This window comes from Enterobacter cloacae complex sp. SHL021, assembly GCF_049237765.1.
Taxonomy (GTDB): Bacteria; Pseudomonadota; Gammaproteobacteria; order Enterobacterales; family Enterobacteriaceae; genus Enterobacter; species Enterobacter cloacae.
Genome location: NZ_JBMKJG010000002.1, coordinates 224,166 through 240,989, shown reverse-complemented (window position 1 = coordinate 240,989; position 16,824 = coordinate 224,166). Strand labels below are relative to the sequence as shown.

The following is a 16,824-nucleotide window of genomic DNA, read 5'->3' as shown; positions in this document are numbered from 1 at the left end:
TCCTGATTATTTAGCGGTCTTACGGTATTGCTCGATAAGTTCGATGAAGTGATCGAACAGCGGTGCGGCATCGTGCGGCCCCGGGCTGGCTTCCGGGTGTCCCTGGAAGCTGAACGCTGGCTTATCGGTACGATGGATCCCCTGCAGGGTGCCATCGAACAGGGATTTGTGCGTCACGCGCAGATTAGCCGGCATTGACGCTTCGTCTACTGCGAAGCCGTGGTTCTGTGCCGTAATCATCACCGTGTTGTTGTCGATGTCTTTCACCGGGTGGTTACCACCGTGGTGACCGAACTTCATCTTAATGGTGTTCGCCCCGCTCGCCAGCGCCAGCAGCTGATGGCCGAGGCAGATGCCGAATACCGGAATATCGGTTTCGAGGAAGGACTTGATGGCATCGATAGCGTAATCGCACGGTGCCGGGTCGCCAGGACCGTTAGAGAGGAAGATGCCATCCGGGTTCATCTTCAGTACGTCTTCGGCAGAGGTTTTCGCCGGCACCACCGTCAGACGGCAGCCGCGATCAACCAGCATGCGCAGGATATTGCGCTTGGCGCCGAAATCGTAGGCGACCACGTGGAACGGCAGCTCGCTCTCTTTTTTCGCTTCCGGCAGGTCATCTGACAGCGTCCAGCTACCTTGCGTCCAGCTGTATGCTTCAGTGGTCGTCACTTCTTTCGCCAGGTCCATGCCATTCAGGCCCGGGAAGGCTTTCGCTTTTTCCAGCGCCAGCGCCGCATCGAGGTTGTCCCCTGCGATGATGCAGCCGTTCTGTGCACCCTTCTCGCGCAGCAGACGCGTTAACTTACGGGTATCGATATCGGCAATCGCCACAATGTTATGGCGCTTCAGGTAGGAAGAGAGGTCTTCGGTATTGCGGAAGTTGCTGGCAATCAGCGGCAGGTCGCGAATGACCAGGCCTTGCGCATGTACCTGAGAAGATTCTTCGTCAGCAGCATTGGTGCCGACATTGCCGATATGAGGATAAGTAAGAGTAACGATTTGGCGAGAATAGGAAGGATCAGTGAGGATTTCTTGATAACCGGTCATTGAAGTATTGAAAACGACTTCCCCAACCGCCGAACCCGTTGCCCCTATGGCCCGACCGATAAACTGGGTTCCGTCTTCCAGAACCAATAGCGCTGACTTAATCAAAACACCCTCCAGAGAATATTCACTCACTTTATTTGCATATTAATTCACAACCATGTCATAAATCAATGCAAATGTGTTGCCAGCGGATTTTTGGCAAACGGCGGCATTCTGGAGATTTGCCAGGTAAAAGTCAACTCAAAACGGATATTTTAATTATCCTTTTGCAAGCCTGGCGGCCTGAAAAGATGTTAAGCGGCAAAAAGATCAGGTAAATCACGACAGAAAACGCTTGCGTGGCAAGTTTATTGGAATTTCTGGTACGCAGATAATAAAAAGTGGACCAAACGGTCAAAATTTACATAACAGCAACACAAAATGGCGGGATAACATCTACTTTTAGCAAAAAAAAGACAAAAATAAACATGGAATGGATAAAATAAAAGGGCAATAAATTATTGCCCTATGCAATCAAAAAGTTACGACTGCAATAACCACATCACGATGGGTAATATCTCTTACAAATTGTTGAGATCGAGCACATCACGCATATCAAAAAGACCGCTTTTTTTGTCTTTCAGCCACAAAGCGGAGCGAACGGCACCATTCGCAAATGTCATGCGGCTGGATGCTTTATGCGTGATCTCAACACGTTCTCCAATATCGGCGAACATCGCAGTATGTTCCCCGACGATGTCACCCGCACGCACGGTTGCGAAACCAATCGTTCCCGGGACGCGTTCGCCCGTATGGCCTTCGCGACTATATACCGCGCAGTCTTTTAAATCTTTATCCAGTGCATGAGCAATCGCTTCGCCCATTGCCAGTGCCGTGCCGGAGGGAGCATCGACTTTGTAACGGTGGTGAGCTTCGACAATCTCAATGTCGGTATAATCGCCCATCACTTTTGCGGCCTTCTCCAGCAGCTTAAGCATAACGTTGACGCCCACGCTAAAGTTAGCAGCGAAGACAATAGCAATCTCATGTGACGCATCCTGAATGGCTTGTTTACCGGCTTCATCAAACCCGGTGGTGCCAATCACCATGCCTTTACCGTGCTGGCGGCAAAATGCCAGATGGGTCAGTGTGCCTTCTGGCCGGGTGAAATCGATAAACACATCAAAATCATCTTTCACCGCATCAAGACTGCTTTGAACGGTAACGCCCGTCTTGCCCGCGCCTGCCAGTTCACCGGCATCGGCCCCAAGAAGCGATGAACCTTCACGCTCCAGTGCTGCGCCCAGCGCTACGCCATCCATCTGAAGTGCCGCCTGAATGAGCTGGCGACCCATACGTCCACCCGCGCCCGCAATAGCGACACGGATCTGTGCATCATGCATAGTTATTCTCTTACGTTAAAATGATGTAAACCGTTTTCAGATTAACCAGCCTTTGTCAGGCCTGCCAACTGAAAACACCGATAATTAGAATTTAACGTGAAACGGACTCAAATATCAGTAAAAGACATGATTTTGTCGTCACGATAAAGTAGCAGATAAAAAAAAGGCCAGCACAGGAGGTGCTGGCCTTTCATCAGAAGAAGGATTATTCCACTTCGCGTGCATCAATACGCAGCTCTTTCGGGACTTCGAAGACGATGTTCTCTTCGCGGCCTTCCAGCGGAACGGCTTCACCACCACCCAGCTCCTGCAGACGGGCAATCACGTTCTGCACCAGGATATCCGGCGCGGAAGCCCCTGCGGTGACACCGACACAGGCCGCGTTTTTCACCCACGCTTCCTGAATGTCCGTCGCGTCGTCAATCAGAAACGCCACCTTGCCCATGCGCTGCGCCAGTTCGGCCAGACGGTTAGAGTTAGAGGAGTTTTTCGAGCCGACCACCAGCACCACGTCCGCCTGCTCAGCCAGCGCACGTACCGCTTCCTGGCGGTTAGTGGTTGCGTAGCAGATATCATCTTTACGCGGCCCGACGATTTTCGGGAAACGCTGGCGCAATGCGTCAATCACATCCGACGTATCATCAACTGAAAGCGTGGTCTGCGTCATGAACGACAGACGGGCTTCGTTTTTCACGTTCAGCGTCAGAACATCTTCCGGCGACTCCACCAGATACATCCCCCCTTCCGGGTTGCTGTACTGGCCCATGGTGCCTTCGACTTCCGGATGACCCGCATGACCAATCAGGATCGACTCTTCACCGCGACGACTGGCGCGCGCCACTTCCATATGCACTTTGGTTACCAACGGACAGGTGGCGTCGAACACCGTTAAATCACGGCTTTTCGCTTCGTTACGTACCGCCTGGGAGACACCGTGTGCGGAGAAAATCAGGATCGCGCCGTCCGGCACTTCGCTGATCTGCTCAATGAAGATTGCACCGCGTTCACGCAGGCTGTCGACCACGTAACGGTTATGTACAACTTCGTGACGCACGTAAATCGGCGCGCCGTAAATCTCCAGCGCGTTTTCAACAATGCTGATAGCGCGGTCTACACCGGCGCAGAAGCCGCGCGGGTTAGCCAACAGGATCTGCATTTCAGGCCTCCAGTACCGGATCGATCTCCAGCACTTCAATATCAAAATGGACGGTGCGCCCGGCAAGAGGATGGTTGAAATCTACGGTGATGGAGTCGCCGTTGATTTCGCGGATCACGCCAGGCATTTCGCTGCCATCCATAGCGGTAAAGAGCATAATCGCCCCGATTTCCGGTTCGCCCGCATCCATAAACTCACGACGAGAGAAGTACTGGATAAGATCCGGGCTTGGCACGCCAAACGCGGCATCCGGCTCCAGCGAAAACGCCTTCTTCTCCCCCTCTTTCAGACCCAGAAGCTGCTGCTCCAGACCTTCAGATAACGACGTATCGCCAAGACGAAACAGGGCTGGTTTGCCGTTATTGCGGGTGGATTCGGCCGTTGAGCCGTCATCCAGTTTCAGCGTGAAGTGAACGAGAACCGCGCTATTGCTTTGTACGGATTTAGACATGCAAATTGCTCGCTTGTTTTGGGTCACCTGTTGCCCGGTGGCGCTGCGCTTACCGGGCCTACGGGAGGCCACAAATTCTGTAGGCCGGGTAAGCGCAGCGCCACCCGGCATTTACAATTAAGCCTGCTCTTTCGCGGCGGGTTTCGGCAAGAAACCTTCCAGCACGATTAACGCCGCACCGATACAAATTGCGCTATCGGCGAGGTTAAAGGTCGCAAAGTGCCAGTCGCCGACGTAGAAGTCGATCATATCGACCACAAAGCCATGCCACAGGCGATCGAACAGGTTACCTAACGCGCCGCCAATGATCAGCGCATAGGCGATGTTATTCAGCTTTTGCGTCGCTTTCGAACGGTACATCAGCACCGCCAGCACCACACAGATACCGATAGCAATACCCGCAAAGAACCAGCGCTGCCAGCCACCGCTGTCAGCAAGGAAGCTAAACGCTGCGCCATAGTTACGCGCATAGTGCAGATTAAGCGACGGGAACAGCGGAACCGTATCCCCCAGAGCAAAGTTCTGGAGGATCAGGAACTTGCTGCCCAGATCAATAATCAGCACCACCACAACCAGCCACAGCCAGCGCAGTCCTGTTGAACAGAGAGTTTTACTCATCAGGCAAACTTACGTTTTTCGCCGTCACCGGCGACGTTGCTTACACAGCGTCCGCAGATGTCTGCGTGTTCCGCCACCTGGCCGACATCGGTGGTGTAGTGCCAGCAGCGCGGGCACTTCTCACCTTCGGCTTTGCTCAGTGCGACTTTCAGTCCTTTAAGCAGTTCGCTCTGCTGAGCATCAGCAGAAGCGTCGGCATAATCCGCAACTTTCGCACCAGAGGTCAACAGGACAAATCGTAATTCATCGCCCAGCGCCGTCAGTTTGGCCGCCAGCTCAGGTTCTGCGTACAGGGTCACTGCCGCTTCCAGAGAACCACCGACTTTCTTGTCAGCACGCGCCTGTTCGATGACCTTGTTCACTTCGCCACGCACTTTCAGCAGCTCGTCCCAGAAGGCATCGTTCATCGCTTCGGTACTGGAGAGATCGAACAGACCTTCGTACCACTCGCCGGTAAAGACATACTTCTCACGCTCACCTGGCAGGTAGCCCCAGATTTCATCCGCGGTGAAGGACATAATTGGCGCCATCCAGCGCACCAGTGCTTCTGCGATGTGATACAGCGCAGTCTGGCAGCTACGACGCGCCACGCTGTCCGCTTTCGCGGTGTACTGGCGATCTTTGATGATGTCGAGGTAGAACGAGCCCATCTCGATGGAGCAGAAGCGCATCAGGCGCTGCACCACTTCATGGAAATCGTAAGACTCATATGCCTTAACGATATCTTCCTGCGCCGCTTTCGCACAGCCTACCGCCCAGCGATCCAGCACCACCATCTCTTCCGGTTTCACCATGTCTTTTGCCGGATCGAAACCATTCAGGTTCGCCAGCAGGAAGCGCGCGGTGTTACGGATACGACGATAGCTGTCAGCAGCACGTTTCAGGATCTCATCTGATACCGCCATTTCGCCGGTATAGTCGGTAGATGCCACCCACAGACGCAGAATGTCTGCGCCCAGTTTGTTCATCACGTCCTGCGGAGAAACGGTATTACCGATAGATTTGGACATCTTACGGCCCTGACCATCAACGGTGAAACCGTGGGTCAGTACCTGACGGTAAGGAGCTTTACCTTTCATGGCGGTGGAGATCATCAGGGATGACATGAACCAGCCACGGTGTTGGTCAGAACCTTCCAGATACATATCAGCCGCGTGACCGGCAAACTCAGGGCGCACGTCAACCACGGAGGCGTGAGTAGACCCGGAGTCGAACCACACGTCCAGGGTATCTGGCACTTTTTCGTAGTTGTCCGCGTCAGCGCCCAGGATATCGCGGGCATCGAGATCCCACCACGCCTGAATGCCATCAACTTCAACACGCTTCGCCACTTCTTCCATCAGTTCCAGCGTGTTCGGGTGCAGTTCGTGCGTCTCTTTATGCACGAACAGCGACATCGGCACGCCCCAGGTACGCTGACGGGAGATACACCAGTCAGGACGGTTAGCCACCATGGATTCAATACGTGCCTGGCCCCAGTCCGGGATCCACTGCACGCCTTTGATCTCTTTCAGAGACTGCTCGCGCAGGCCTTTCTGATCCATGCTGACGAACCACTGTGGGGTCGCACGGAAGATGATCGGCGTCTTGTGACGCCAGCAGCACGGGTAGCTGTGCTGCATTTTCTCAACGTGCAACAGCGCGCCGCGCTCACGCAGCATCTCCACGATGATGTCGTTCGCTTTGAAGACGTTGATACCGTCCAGCGATGGATACGTACCAGGCAGGTATGATCCGTCCGGCCCTACCGGGTTCGCGATTTCCAGACCATATTTCAGGCTGATGTTGTAGTCGTCAGGACCGTGACCACCGGCGGTATGTACTGCACCGGTACCGGCTTCCAGCGTCACGTGGTCGCCCAGGATTGCCGGAACGTCGAAGTCCAGGAACGGGTGTTTGAAACGCATCAGCTCCAGCGCGTCGCCCTTCACGGTGCCCAGCACGGTGTAGTCGGTGATGTTCGCGCGTTTCAGCACGCTTTCCACCAGATCTTTCGCCAGGATCAGCGCCTGACCGTCAATCTGAACCAGTGCATATTCGAACTCACCGGAGAGGGAGATTGCACGGTTAGCAGGCAGCGTCCATGGGGTGGTGGTCCAGATAACCAGCGAGATCGGGCCGCTTACGCCCGGCAGACCGAATTTACCTTTGATCGCATCCTGATCGACCGCTTCGAAGGCCACGTCGATTGAAGGCGAGGTTTTGTCGTAATACTCAACTTCTGCTTCTGCCAGCGCAGAACGGCAGTCCACGCACCAGTGCACCGGCTTCGCGCCTTTGTGCAGGTGGCCATTGCCGATGATTTTACCCAGCGCACGGATGATGTTGGCTTCGGTTTTGAAGTCCATGGTCAGGTACGGATGCGACCAGTCGCCCAGCACGCCCAGACGAATAAAGTCTGCACGCTGGCCGTCAACCTGAGTGGCCGCGTATTCACGGCATTTCGCACGGAATTCCGCCGCGGTGAATTTCTCACCCGGCTTACCAAATTCCTGCTCAACTTTCAGTTCAATCGGCAGACCGTGGCAGTCCCAACCCGGAACGTAAGGCGAGTCATATCCCGCGAGTCCTTTGGACTTCACGATAATGTCTTTCAGAATCTTGTTTACAGAGTGACCAATATGAATGCTGCCATTCGCATATGGAGGGCCATCATGCAGAATGAAGGTTTTTTTGCCTTTCTTGGCTGCACGGATGATGCCGTACAGGTCATCATCGGTCCAACGCGCCAGCATTCCCGGTTCGCGCTTGGCGAGATCGCCGCGCATCGGGAACCCTGTTTCCGGCAAATTCAGGGTTGATTTATAGTCACTCATCAGATTCTCGGTTCCGTATTTATCACGTAGGCATTTAAGCCGGGTTCAAAGCCCAAAAAACTCGCGGGCCGTTAATTCATCTCGCGCGATTTGCGCTTTTAGTTCATCCAGCGAGGCAAATCGCTGCTCATTGCGTATTTTTTTACGCAGTATGACATCTATATGGCGACCGTAGAGGTCCATTACAACGTCCAGCAGATGCACTTCTAGCTGCTGCCGCACACCGGCGACCGTAGGACGTGTGCCAATATTGGCGACACCGTAAAAAGGTTTCTCGCCCAGTCCAGCCACTTCCACCGCATATACCCCTTTAACCGGGGAGACCTGACGACGCAGCGGTATATTCGCCGTCGGGAAACCTATCGTACGGCCCAGCGCATCGCCATGAACCACACGACCAGAAATGGTAAACGGATGCCCCAGCAAATTCTCTGCGGTTTCCAGTTCATCATTGGCCAGCGCCTGACGAACCGCCGTACTGCTGACGCGCACGCCACCTTCGCAAAAGGTCATCGCGCTGGTGACGTCAAAACCATATTCCAGGCCAGCCTTCTGTAATAGCAAGAAATCGCCCTGACGACCAGCGCCAAAGCGGAAATCATCACCCACGGCGAGAAACTGCACGCCAAGGCGCTTGACCAACAGGTCGCCGACGAAATTTTGTGCTGTCAGCGCGGCAAAACGACGATCAAAACGGACACACAATACGTAGTCCACACCGGACTGTGCCAGATAGCGCAACTTCTCGCGCAGGCGAGTAAGTCGGGCAGGCGATTTATCGCCCGCGAACAGTTCCAGCGGCTGCGGCTCGAAAATCATCACTACCACGGGCAGGCCACGTGCCTCCCCTTCTTTACGCAATCCCTGCAACAGCGCCTGATGCCCACGATGCACGCCGTCGAAATTACCAATGGTCAGCACGCACCCGTGGGGGGCTTTGCTGAGATTATGTATGCCGCGTATCAGCTTCATGTCTGGCTCAAAACAGTGAAAATCGCCAAAGTATACCTTGTACAGCGATTAAGGTTAACCGACGATTGTCTGCACAAAACAGAAAGCCGTAATGATTTCATCATGCTGACCTTTCACAGCAAAAAAATCTGTCCGGGAACTGCGATTTTTATGCCGAAAAGCTGTATTCACGAAAGACAAGCTGGTAGAATCCTGCGCCATCACTACGTAACGTAGCGTCGCTAATTAACGGCGCTTATTTGCACAAATCCATTGACAAAAGAAGGCAAAGAGGGCATATTCCTCGGCCTTTGAATTGTCCACATAGATCATATTTGGGAGTTGGACTTGGCTAATATCAAATCAGCTAAGAAACGTGCCGTTCAGTCTGAAAAGGCTCGTAAGCACAACGCAAGCCGTCGCTCTATGATGCGTACTTTCATCAAGAAAGTATACGCAGCAATCGAAGCTGGCGACAAAGCTGCAGCGCAGAACGCATTTAACGAAATGCAACCAATCGTGGATCGTCAGGCTGCTAAAGGTCTGATCCACAAAAACAAAGCAGCGCGTCATAAAGCAAACCTGACCGCGCAGATCAACAAACTGGCTTAATCGCCGCTTGTTGTTGCTTGTTTAAAGAACCCGCTTAACGCGGGTTTTTTTATACCTTCAGTTTGCTGGCGGGGTAAACAGCGCCGAGTAGTCGCGGTTACAGATACGCTGCACCGCCGGGTGTTGAATCATCCTTTCGGCGAAGATGGCGTGATACTCCTCCATGACGTTATCGACTCTGCCAATCTCGGTAATCTTGTTATCTGAATAGAGATCGTGCATGTACAGCGTCGGCGCAACAAAGATTGCGTTGTGCGCCTCACCAAACGCTTTCATCAGTGCTGCATCATCGAACTCACCGAGGATCTCCACGTTCAGCCCCTGAGAGTTAAACCAGTTCTGCAGCTTACGCCCCAGCATGGAGCGCCTTCCCGGCACCAGCAAGCGGCGTTCTTCCAGACAGGCAGGGAACGGTTTTTCCGGAGGCGGGTTGATGCACCAGAAGCTTACCCCGCATTCACCAATCTTGACTGAGAACAGCCCCTCCTGCTGCGTGGAGTCGATGGGGCAATCCGAGATAATCATATCCAGTTTATGCTGGCTCAACTGCTCCAGCAGCATTTCGTGTGTGGATTCAAAACAGCGCAAATGGATCTGTTCGTCTTCAACCACCGCCGCATCCAGCACGCCACTCACCAGCCGTTTCGAGAGGGCATCCGCCACGCCCACGTCAAACAGCAAATTAGACTCTTTGCGGTAGTTGACGATATCCAGCATCTCCTGGCTCAGGGTAAACATCTTGTCCGCATAGCGAAAAACCAGTTCACCCAACTCGCTTGGCTCTATCCCACGTCCTTTACGCTTGAACAGCTTGCCTTGCAGGCGTTCTTCCAGAGCTTTGATTTGCCCGGTGATAGTTTGTGGCGTCAGAAAAAGAGCTTCTGCCGCCCCGACCACCGAGCCTTGTTTGTAAACATGCCAGAAGTAATAAAGATGGTTGTAATTCAAATGAGACATCGCGTCTTCTCTCCCTGAGTGTATCGGGAGAAGAATGACCTCCTCCCGGTTTTCCGTTATGCCTGGACGGCCTGCCCGGACAACTTCACCTTCAATAAGGTATAACCAATAACTGCGGCCAGTAATGAACCGATAAGAATGGCGAGTTTTGCCCAGATAATCAGCTCAGGCGCGTTTGCACCAAACGCCAGCGTCGAGATAAAGATCGACATGGTAAATCCGATACCGCACAGCACACCGACCGCCATAATCTGACCAAATGTTGTGCCGTTCGGCAACGTTGCCAGCTTAAGCTTCAGCGCCAGCCAGCAGAACAGGCTGATCCCCAGCGGTTTACCAATAAACAGCCCGGCAATAATACCCAGCGGCAGCACGGAAGTGAGCCCCTCCAGCGTAACCCCTCCCAGGGAAACACCCGCGTTGGCAAACGCAAACAGCGGCAGGATCATAAATGCGACCCACGGGTGCAGCACATGCTCCAGTTGTTTGGCCGGTGATTTACCCTCCTGCGGCTTAAGCGGCACAAAGAAGCCGACGATCACCCCGGCCAGCGTGGCATGGACACCCGATTTCAGCACCGCCGTCCACAACACCATCCCCACAAGGATGTAAATTCCAATGCGACGGACATTGAAAATGTTCAACAGCGCCAGGACTGCAATCGCCCCTGCTGCCACGCTCAGCGACAGAATCGACAGATCGCTGGTGTAGAACAGCGCGATAATGACGATCGCCCCCAGGTCATCAATGATCGCCAGCGCCATCAGGAAGATTTTCAGTGCAACCGGAACCCGGCTCCCGAGCAACGCTAAAACGCCAAGCGCAAACGCGATATCCGTTGCCGCCGGGATCGCCCACCCGTCACGCGCGACAGGATCCTGCCAGGCAAACGCGAGGAAGAGCAGCGCCGGAACGACCATCCCGCCAATGGCGGCGATCACCGGAAACGCTGCGCGCTGGCGGCTGGCTAACGAGCCCATCACCAGCTCACGTTTCACCTCAAGCCCCACCAGCAGGAAGAACACCGCCATCAGCGCATCGTTGATCCACAGCAGCATGTTCTTGTTAATTTCCAGCGCGCCGACCTTAAGCTCGACGGGCGTTTCCAGAAATGCGTGATAGAGATCGCGCGTCATGCCCATGTTGGCGAGCAGCATCGCGGCCGCAGCAGCAATAATCAGGATCACGCCGCCGGATGCTTCACTGCTAAAAAAACGGTGTAGTAATTTCACGTTAATTCTCTCTTTTACAACAATACCTCGATAAAACCATAATATCAGCGCAAACAAATCGGTAAAAACAGATTAATATTGAATATATACTCAGTTTAACCGAGCTTTTGAACAAGAAACAAAAAACCCGGAATCGCTTCCGGGTTTTTAAAGGATAGTTACCAGCTAACGATTTAGCGGGTCAAATCATCGAAGAATTTTTTGACGCCATCGAAGAAGCTTTTGGAGCGTGGGCTGTTTTTCTCACCCGTCGGGCCGCCAAAGCTTTCCTGCAGCTCTTTTAACAGCTGCTTCTGCTTGTCGTTCAGGCCAACCGGGGTTTCAACCACCACGCGGCACAGCAGGTCGCCCTGCGCACCACCGCGAACGGATTTCACGCCTTTACCGCGCATGCGGAACAGCTTACCGGTCTGCGTTTCGCCTGGGATTTTCAGGTTCACGCGCCCATCCAGTGTAGGCACTTCAATTTCGCCACCGAGCGCTGCCATAGCAAAGTTGATCGGGACTTCACAGTAGAGGTTGTTGCCTTCACGCTCAAAGATAGCGTGCTGTTTCACCTGCACCTGAACGTACAGATCGCCTGCTGGTGCGCCGTGCTCACCTGCTTCGCCTTCACCTGCCAGACGGATGCGGTCACCCGTATCTACGCCAGCTGGGATTTTAACGGACAGGGTTTTGGTTTTCTCAACGCGACCGTGGCCGTGGCATTTGGTGCATGGATCTTTAATCAGCGTCCCACGACCATGACAGTGCGGACATGCCTGCTGAACTGCGAAAAAGCCCTGACGCATCTGCACCTGACCGGAACCGTGACAGGTTGGACAGGTTTGTGGCTGCGTACCCGCTTTCGCACCGCTGCCATGGCAAACGTCACACTCTTCCAGCGTCGGGATACGGATCTCTTTGGTGACACCGCGAACGGCCTCTTCCAGCGTCAGCTCCATGTTGTAGCGCAGATCCGCACCACGCGCTGCGCGTTGACGACCGCGGCCACCACCGAAAATATCGCCGAAAACGTCGCCAAAGATATCGCTGAAATCAGCGCCGCCGCCAAAGCCGCCGCCACCGAATCCACCGCCACCCATGCCGCCCTGTTCAAAGGCTGCGTGACCGTACTGGTCATAGGCCGCACGTTTTTGTGCATCGGTCAGGACTTCGTAGGCTTCTTTGATCTCTTTAAATTTAGCTTCAGCCTCTTTGTCACCCTGGTTGCGATCCGGGTGGAATTTCATGGCCAGGCGCTTATACGCCTTTTTGATTTCACGCTCTTCCGCAGTTTTCGGAACGCCTAAAATCTCGTAATAGTCTTGCTTTGCCATTGGTTTTTTTAAGCCCCTTAACATGCGAGCACGGGCGTGGAGAGTTCTCCTACGCCCGTGCCGATTAATTACCCTGCATCAGGGCGATTATTTTTTATCTTTCACTTCTTCGAACTCAGCGTCGACAACGTCGTCGTCTTTCGCGTTGTTCTGGGAAGCATCAGCGCCCGCCTGCTGCTGTGCGTGCTGCTGCTGAGCGATTTCCATCAGCTTCTGAGAAGCCTGTGCCAGCTCCTGCATCTTCGCTTCGATATCCGCTTTGTCTTCGCCTTTCAGAGACGTTTCCAGCGCGCTCAGTGCAGCTTCGATAGCAGTTTTGTCTTCCGCTGGCAGTTTATCGCCTGCTTCTTCAACCTGCTTACGGGTGCTGTGCAGCAGATGGTCGCCCTGGTTACGGGTCTGAACCAGTTCTTCGAACTTACGGTCAGATTCCGCGTTGGCTTCCGCTTCACGAACCATTTTCTGGATCTCTTCCTCGTTCAGACCGGAAGAGGCCTTAATGGTGATCTTCTGCTCTTTACCGCTGTTTTTGTCTTTCGCGGAAACGTGCAGAATACCGTCAGCATCGATATCGAAGGTCACTTCGATCTGCGGCATGCCGCGTGGTGCCGGGTTAATACCATCCAGGTTGAACTGACCCAGAGATTTGTTATCAGACGCACGCTTACGCTCACCCTGCAGCACATGGATGGTTACCGCAGACTGGTTATCTTCAGCGGTAGAGAACACCTGGCTGTGCTTGGTTGGGATGGTGGTGTTTTTGCTGATCAGTGCCGTCATTACGCCACCCATGGTCTCGATACCCAGAGACAGTGGGGTAACGTCCAGCAGCAGAACGTCTTTAACATCACCGGTCAACACGCCGCCCTGAACCGCAGCACCAATTGCCACTGCTTCATCCGGGTTAACGTCTTTACGTGGTTCTTTACCAAAGAATTCAGCCACTTTCTTCTGAACCATTGGCATACGGGTCTGGCCACCAACGAGGATAACGTCGTTGATATCAGACACGGACAGGCCAGCATCCTGCAGTGCAACTTTCAGTGGCTCGATAGAACGGTTCACCAGGTCTTCTACCAGGCTTTCCAGTTTCGCACGGGTCACTTTGATGTTCATGTGCTTAGGACCGGTCGCGTCTGCAGTAATGTACGGCAGGTTCACGTCGGTCTGCTGAGCGGAAGAGAGTTCGATCTTCGCTTTCTCAGCGGCTTCTTTCAGGCGCTGCATAGCCAGCGGGTCGTTACGCAGGTCAATGCCCTGATCTTTCTTAAATTCGTCAACGAGATAGTTGATCAGACGGGTATCGAAGTCTTCACCACCCAGGTGCGTATCACCGTTGGTTGCCAGAACTTCGAAGGTTTTTTCGCCGTCTACTTCGTCGATTTCGATAATAGAGATATCGAAGGTACCACCACCCAGGTCGTAAACCGCGATAGTACGGTTGCCAACTTCTTTATCCAGACCGTAAGCCAGAGCAGCAGCGGTTGGTTCGTTGATGATACGTTTTACTTCCAGACCTGCGATACGGCCAGCATCTTTAGTTGCCTGACGCTGAGCATCGTTGAAGTACGCAGGAACGGTGATAACTGCTTCAGTTACCGGCTCACCCAGGTAATCTTCTGCGGTTTTCTTCATTTTTTTCAGCACTTCAGCAGAGATCTGAGGTGGTGCTGTTTTGGTGCCTTTCACATCAAGCCATGCATCGCCGTTATCTGCTGCGATGATTTTGTAAGGCATGATAGAAACGTCACGCTGAACTTCTTCGTCCTGGAAGCGGCGGCCAATCAGGCGTTTAATCGCAAACAGGGTGTTTTGCGGGTTCGTCACTGCCTGACGTTTAGCCGGCTGACCAACCAGAGTTTCACCATCCTGGGTATAGGCAATGATAGAAGGCGTGGTGCGATCGCCCTCGGCGTTCTCCAGCACACGTGCAGTAGTGCCATCCATAATCGCTACACAAGAGTTGGTAGTACCCAGGTCGATACCAATAATTTTACCCATCTAAACGTCTCCACTAAAAATTCAGTCAACATGTGGTTGTGTACCTGTAATAAGGGCAGAACGTGCTTTTTCAACTGCCCAGATTTGATTTTTTTCAGGTCCACACACTGCGGTTGCTTACAAGATGGGGTCGCAACGTCATCCATCAAGGGGGGAAGGATAAAAAAAATTTTAATTTCACCCTGACGAGATCATAGACGGCATCGTTTGCGCCCATTATGATGCCGCGCCCCTTCAGGGAGTACTGTCGCGGGTTTAACCATTTCACCATATTAATGATGATTTTTTTGAGGACTTATGGGCAACACTAAGTTGGCTAATCCGGCTCCGCTGGGCCTGATGGGTTTTGGCATGACCACCATTCTGCTGAACCTGCACAACATCGGGATGTTCCCGATGGATGGCATTATCCTGGCGATGGGCATTTTTTACGGCGGTATCGCGCAAATCTTCGCGGGCCTGCTGGAATATAAGAAAGGCAATACCTTCGGCTTAACCGCCTTTACCTCTTACGGTTCCTTCTGGCTGACCCTGGTCGCCATTCTGCTGATGCCTAAAATGGGCCTGGCAGAGGCGGCAAACGCCCATTTCCTGGGCGTTTACCTGGGCCTGTGGGGTGTCTTCACCCTGTTCATGTTCTTCGGCACCCTCAAGGGTAACCGCGCACTGCAGTTTGTCTTCCTGAGCCTGACCGTGCTGTTCGCCCTGCTGGCGATTGGTCATCTGGTGGACAACGAAGGCATCGTTCACGTTGCAGGCTGGATTGGTCTGGTTTGCGGCGCAAGCGCTATCTACCTGGCAATGGGTGAAGTGCTGAACGAGCAGTTTGACCGCACCATTTTACCGATTGGTGAAAAACACTGATCCCTCTGTCGTGTCCGCCTCGCGGGCACGACATTCTCCCATCTGGCGAAGCCAAATCCCCAACACCAGCCCCATCAGCGACAACGCCAGCACATACCAGGCAGGTGCCAGCGGTGACACGCCCATCAATACCGTAACCGCAATCGGCGTCAGTCCACCGAAGATGGCATATGAAACATTGTATGAGAATGAGATGCCGGTGAAGCGGACTTCTGGCGGGAAGGCCCGAACCATCACATAAGGCACCGCCCCCACCACGCCAACGCACAGCCCTACCACGCCGTATAAAAGGAACAGCTGTTCAGGATGACTCCCGGCCAGATGGTAAAACGCCCAGCTTGAGCCCGCCAGTAACAGGCTGCCAACGATAAAGGTTACGCTGGCACCGAAACGATCCGCAGCCAGCCCGGCGGCCAGGCAGCCGAAGCAGAGCATAACCGTGGCGATACTGTTCGCCTGTAAGGTCACCGCCGGGGCAAAGCCGTACTGCTTTTGCAGCCAGACCGGCGACATCAAAATCACCACCACAATGCCTGCCGAGAGCAACCAGGTAAGCAGCATCGACACCACCACCGCTTTTTTATGACGCACCACGACGGCTTTAACGGGCAACTCTTGTGCCAGCGCTTTGCGCTGCTGCATTTCGAGGAAAATCGGTGTCTCCTGGAGCCAACGGCGCAGGTACATCGCCACCAGGCCAAACGCCCCGCCCAGCAGGAACGGCAGACGCCAGCCCCAGTCGTGTACGGCCTGTTGCGTCATGCTGGTATTCACAATTGTCGCGACCACGGAACCGAGCAAAATCCCCACCGTTAGCCCCGCGGTTAAGGTTCCGCAGGCGATACCAATGCGGCGCGCCGGAACATGCTCCGCGACAAACACCCACGCCCCCGGCACTTCACCGCCGATGGCCGCCCCCTGAAGAATACGCATCAGCAGCAACAATAACGGGGCGAGAATGCCCATCGAGGCGTAGGTTGGCAGCAGACCAATGGCCAACGTCGGCACGGCCATCAGCAGGATACTGAGGGTAAACATCTTTTTGCGCCCGACAAGATCGCCAAAGTGCGCCATCACAATCCCCCCAAGAGGACGCGCCAGATACCCAGCAGCAAAAATACCGAAGGTTTGCACCTGACGCAGCCATTCCGGGATATCCGCCGGGAAGAACAACTCCCCCACCACAGCGGCAAAGAAAACAAAGATGATGAAATCGTAAAACTCCAGCGCGCCGCCCAGGGCCGCGAGCGTAAGAGTTTTGTAGTCCTGTCGATTCAGAGGTCGGGTGTTATGTGACATAGCGAACCATTTAGCGTGTGTTGTGGAATTATTATTACAGCTATCGTAAAGAAAAAATTACTATACCGTAAAACTTTTAGCACACCACAGCAGCTTCAGCTAATGTCACATAATGA

The 16,824-nt window shown here is 53.7% G+C and carries 14 protein-coding genes and 1 pseudogene; 2 read left to right on the top strand and 13 right to left on the bottom strand.

Features of this window, described 5'->3' with window-relative positions; all coding sequences use genetic code 11:
* Positions 1–6: 6 nt before the first annotated feature.
* The 8 genes and pseudogenes from carA to ACOTZF_RS03255 form a co-directional block, all read right to left on the bottom strand.
* Entirely contained in the window at positions 7–1,155 is a 1,149-nt protein-coding gene (gene carA / locus ACOTZF_RS03290; protein ID WP_023620045.1) for a glutamine-hydrolyzing carbamoyl-phosphate synthase small subunit, read from the bottom strand.
* 455 nt (positions 1,156–1,610) lie between these two features.
* On the bottom strand, positions 1,611–2,432 hold the full coding sequence (gene dapB / locus ACOTZF_RS03285) for a 4-hydroxy-tetrahydrodipicolinate reductase (protein ID WP_129317705.1): 822 nt from the start codon (positions 2,430–2,432) through the stop codon (positions 1,611–1,613).
* 205 nt (positions 2,433–2,637) lie between these two features.
* Positions 2,638–3,588: a 4-hydroxy-3-methylbut-2-enyl diphosphate reductase gene (gene ispH / locus ACOTZF_RS03280; RefSeq protein ID WP_129317706.1), complete on the bottom strand. Its 951-nt coding sequence runs from the start codon at positions 3,586–3,588 to the stop codon at positions 2,638–2,640.
* 1 nt (position 3,589) lies between these two features.
* Positions 3,590–4,039, bottom strand: coding sequence for an FKBP-type peptidyl-prolyl cis-trans isomerase (gene fkpB, locus ACOTZF_RS03275; protein WP_013095528.1), 450 nt, complete (start codon positions 4,037–4,039; stop codon positions 3,590–3,592).
* 117 nt (positions 4,040–4,156) lie between these two features.
* Positions 4,157–4,657 carry a signal peptidase II gene (lspA, locus tag ACOTZF_RS03270; RefSeq protein WP_013095527.1) on the bottom strand — a complete coding sequence of 167 codons (501 nt, stop codon included), beginning with the start codon at positions 4,655–4,657 and terminating at the stop codon, positions 4,157–4,159.
* A complete protein-coding gene (gene ileS / locus ACOTZF_RS03265) occupies positions 4,657–7,473 on the bottom strand; it encodes an isoleucine--tRNA ligase (protein ID WP_029882680.1) in 2,817 nt (938 codons plus the stop codon). Before ileS ends, lspA begins: the two co-directional genes overlap by 1 nt.
* A 45-nt stretch (positions 7,474–7,518) precedes the next feature.
* On the bottom strand, positions 7,519–8,445 hold the full coding sequence (ribF, locus tag ACOTZF_RS03260) for a bifunctional riboflavin kinase/FAD synthetase (protein WP_129252045.1): 927 nt from the start codon (positions 8,443–8,445) through the stop codon (positions 7,519–7,521).
* A 7-nt stretch (positions 8,446–8,452) separates the two neighbouring features.
* Positions 8,453–8,671: pseudogene (locus ACOTZF_RS03255) on the bottom strand (DUF2575 domain-containing protein).
* Between the two features lie 101 nt (positions 8,672–8,772).
* Between ACOTZF_RS03255 and rpsT the strand changes: the two are divergent.
* A complete protein-coding gene (gene rpsT, locus ACOTZF_RS03250; RefSeq protein ID WP_003856458.1) occupies positions 8,773–9,036 on the top strand; it encodes a 30S ribosomal protein S20 in 264 nt (87 codons plus the stop codon).
* Positions 9,037–9,093: 57 nt separating this feature from the next.
* Here rpsT and nhaR read toward each other — a convergent pair whose 3' ends face one another.
* From nhaR to dnaK, 4 genes are all read right to left on the bottom strand, one after another.
* Complete coding sequence (gene nhaR, locus ACOTZF_RS03245) at positions 9,094–9,993, bottom strand: transcriptional activator NhaR (RefSeq protein WP_020688469.1); 900 nt, start codon at positions 9,991–9,993, stop codon at positions 9,094–9,096.
* 56 nt (positions 9,994–10,049) lie between these two features.
* Positions 10,050–11,225: a Na+/H+ antiporter NhaA gene (gene nhaA, locus ACOTZF_RS03240; protein WP_129252047.1), complete on the bottom strand. Its 1,176-nt coding sequence runs from the start codon at positions 11,223–11,225 to the stop codon at positions 10,050–10,052.
* 173 nt (positions 11,226–11,398) lie between these two features.
* Positions 11,399–12,544, bottom strand: a complete 1,146-nt coding sequence (dnaJ, locus tag ACOTZF_RS03235; RefSeq protein ID WP_014830600.1) for a molecular chaperone DnaJ — start codon at positions 12,542–12,544, stop codon at positions 11,399–11,401.
* An 87-nt stretch (positions 12,545–12,631) separates the two neighbouring features.
* Entirely contained in the window at positions 12,632–14,545 is a 1,914-nt protein-coding gene (gene dnaK, locus ACOTZF_RS03230) for a molecular chaperone DnaK (RefSeq protein ID WP_129252049.1), read from the bottom strand.
* Between the two features lie 297 nt (positions 14,546–14,842).
* On the opposite strand from dnaK, the gene satP reads away from it, so the two are divergent.
* Positions 14,843–15,409 carry an acetate uptake transporter gene (satP, locus tag ACOTZF_RS03225; protein ID WP_013095518.1) on the top strand — a complete coding sequence of 189 codons (567 nt, stop codon included), beginning with the start codon at positions 14,843–14,845 and terminating at the stop codon, positions 15,407–15,409.
* On the opposite strand, the gene ACOTZF_RS03220 is transcribed toward satP, so the two are convergent.
* Entirely contained in the window at positions 15,386–16,708 is a 1,323-nt protein-coding gene (locus ACOTZF_RS03220; protein ID WP_020688467.1) for an MFS transporter, read from the bottom strand. The two genes, satP and ACOTZF_RS03220, sit on opposite strands and share 24 nt — an antisense overlap.
* Positions 16,709–16,824: the final 116 nt, after the last annotated feature.

Excerpts from the sequence above, each read along its gene's own strand:
- dapB (WP_129317705.1), bottom strand. The coding sequence starts at position 2,432 with ATGCATGATGCACAGATCCGTGTCGCTATTGCGGGCGCGGGTGGACGT.
- ispH (WP_129317706.1), bottom strand. The coding sequence starts at position 3,588 with ATGCAGATCCTGTTGGCTAACCCGCGCGGCTTCTGCGCCGGTGTAGAC.
- fkpB (WP_013095528.1), bottom strand. The coding sequence starts at position 4,039 with ATGTCTAAATCCGTACAAAGCAATAGCGCGGTTCTCGTTCACTTCACG.
- lspA (WP_013095527.1), bottom strand. The coding sequence starts at position 4,657 with ATGAGTAAAACTCTCTGTTCAACAGGACTGCGCTGGCTGTGGCTGGTT.
- ileS (WP_029882680.1), bottom strand. The coding sequence starts at position 7,473 with ATGAGTGACTATAAATCAACCCTGAATTTGCCGGAAACAGGGTTCCCG.
- ribF (WP_129252045.1), bottom strand. The coding sequence starts at position 8,445 with ATGAAGCTGATACGCGGCATACATAATCTCAGCAAAGCCCCCCACGGG.
- nhaR (WP_020688469.1), bottom strand. The coding sequence starts at position 9,993 with ATGTCTCATTTGAATTACAACCATCTTTATTACTTCTGGCATGTTTAC.
- dnaJ (WP_014830600.1), bottom strand. The coding sequence starts at position 12,544 with ATGGCAAAGCAAGACTATTACGAGATTTTAGGCGTTCCGAAAACTGCG.
- dnaK (WP_129252049.1), bottom strand. The coding sequence starts at position 14,545 with ATGGGTAAAATTATTGGTATCGACCTGGGTACTACCAACTCTTGTGTA.
- satP (WP_013095518.1), top strand. The coding sequence starts at position 14,843 with ATGGGCAACACTAAGTTGGCTAATCCGGCTCCGCTGGGCCTGATGGGT.
- ACOTZF_RS03220 (WP_020688467.1), bottom strand. The coding sequence starts at position 16,708 with ATGTCACATAACACCCGACCTCTGAATCGACAGGACTACAAAACTCTT.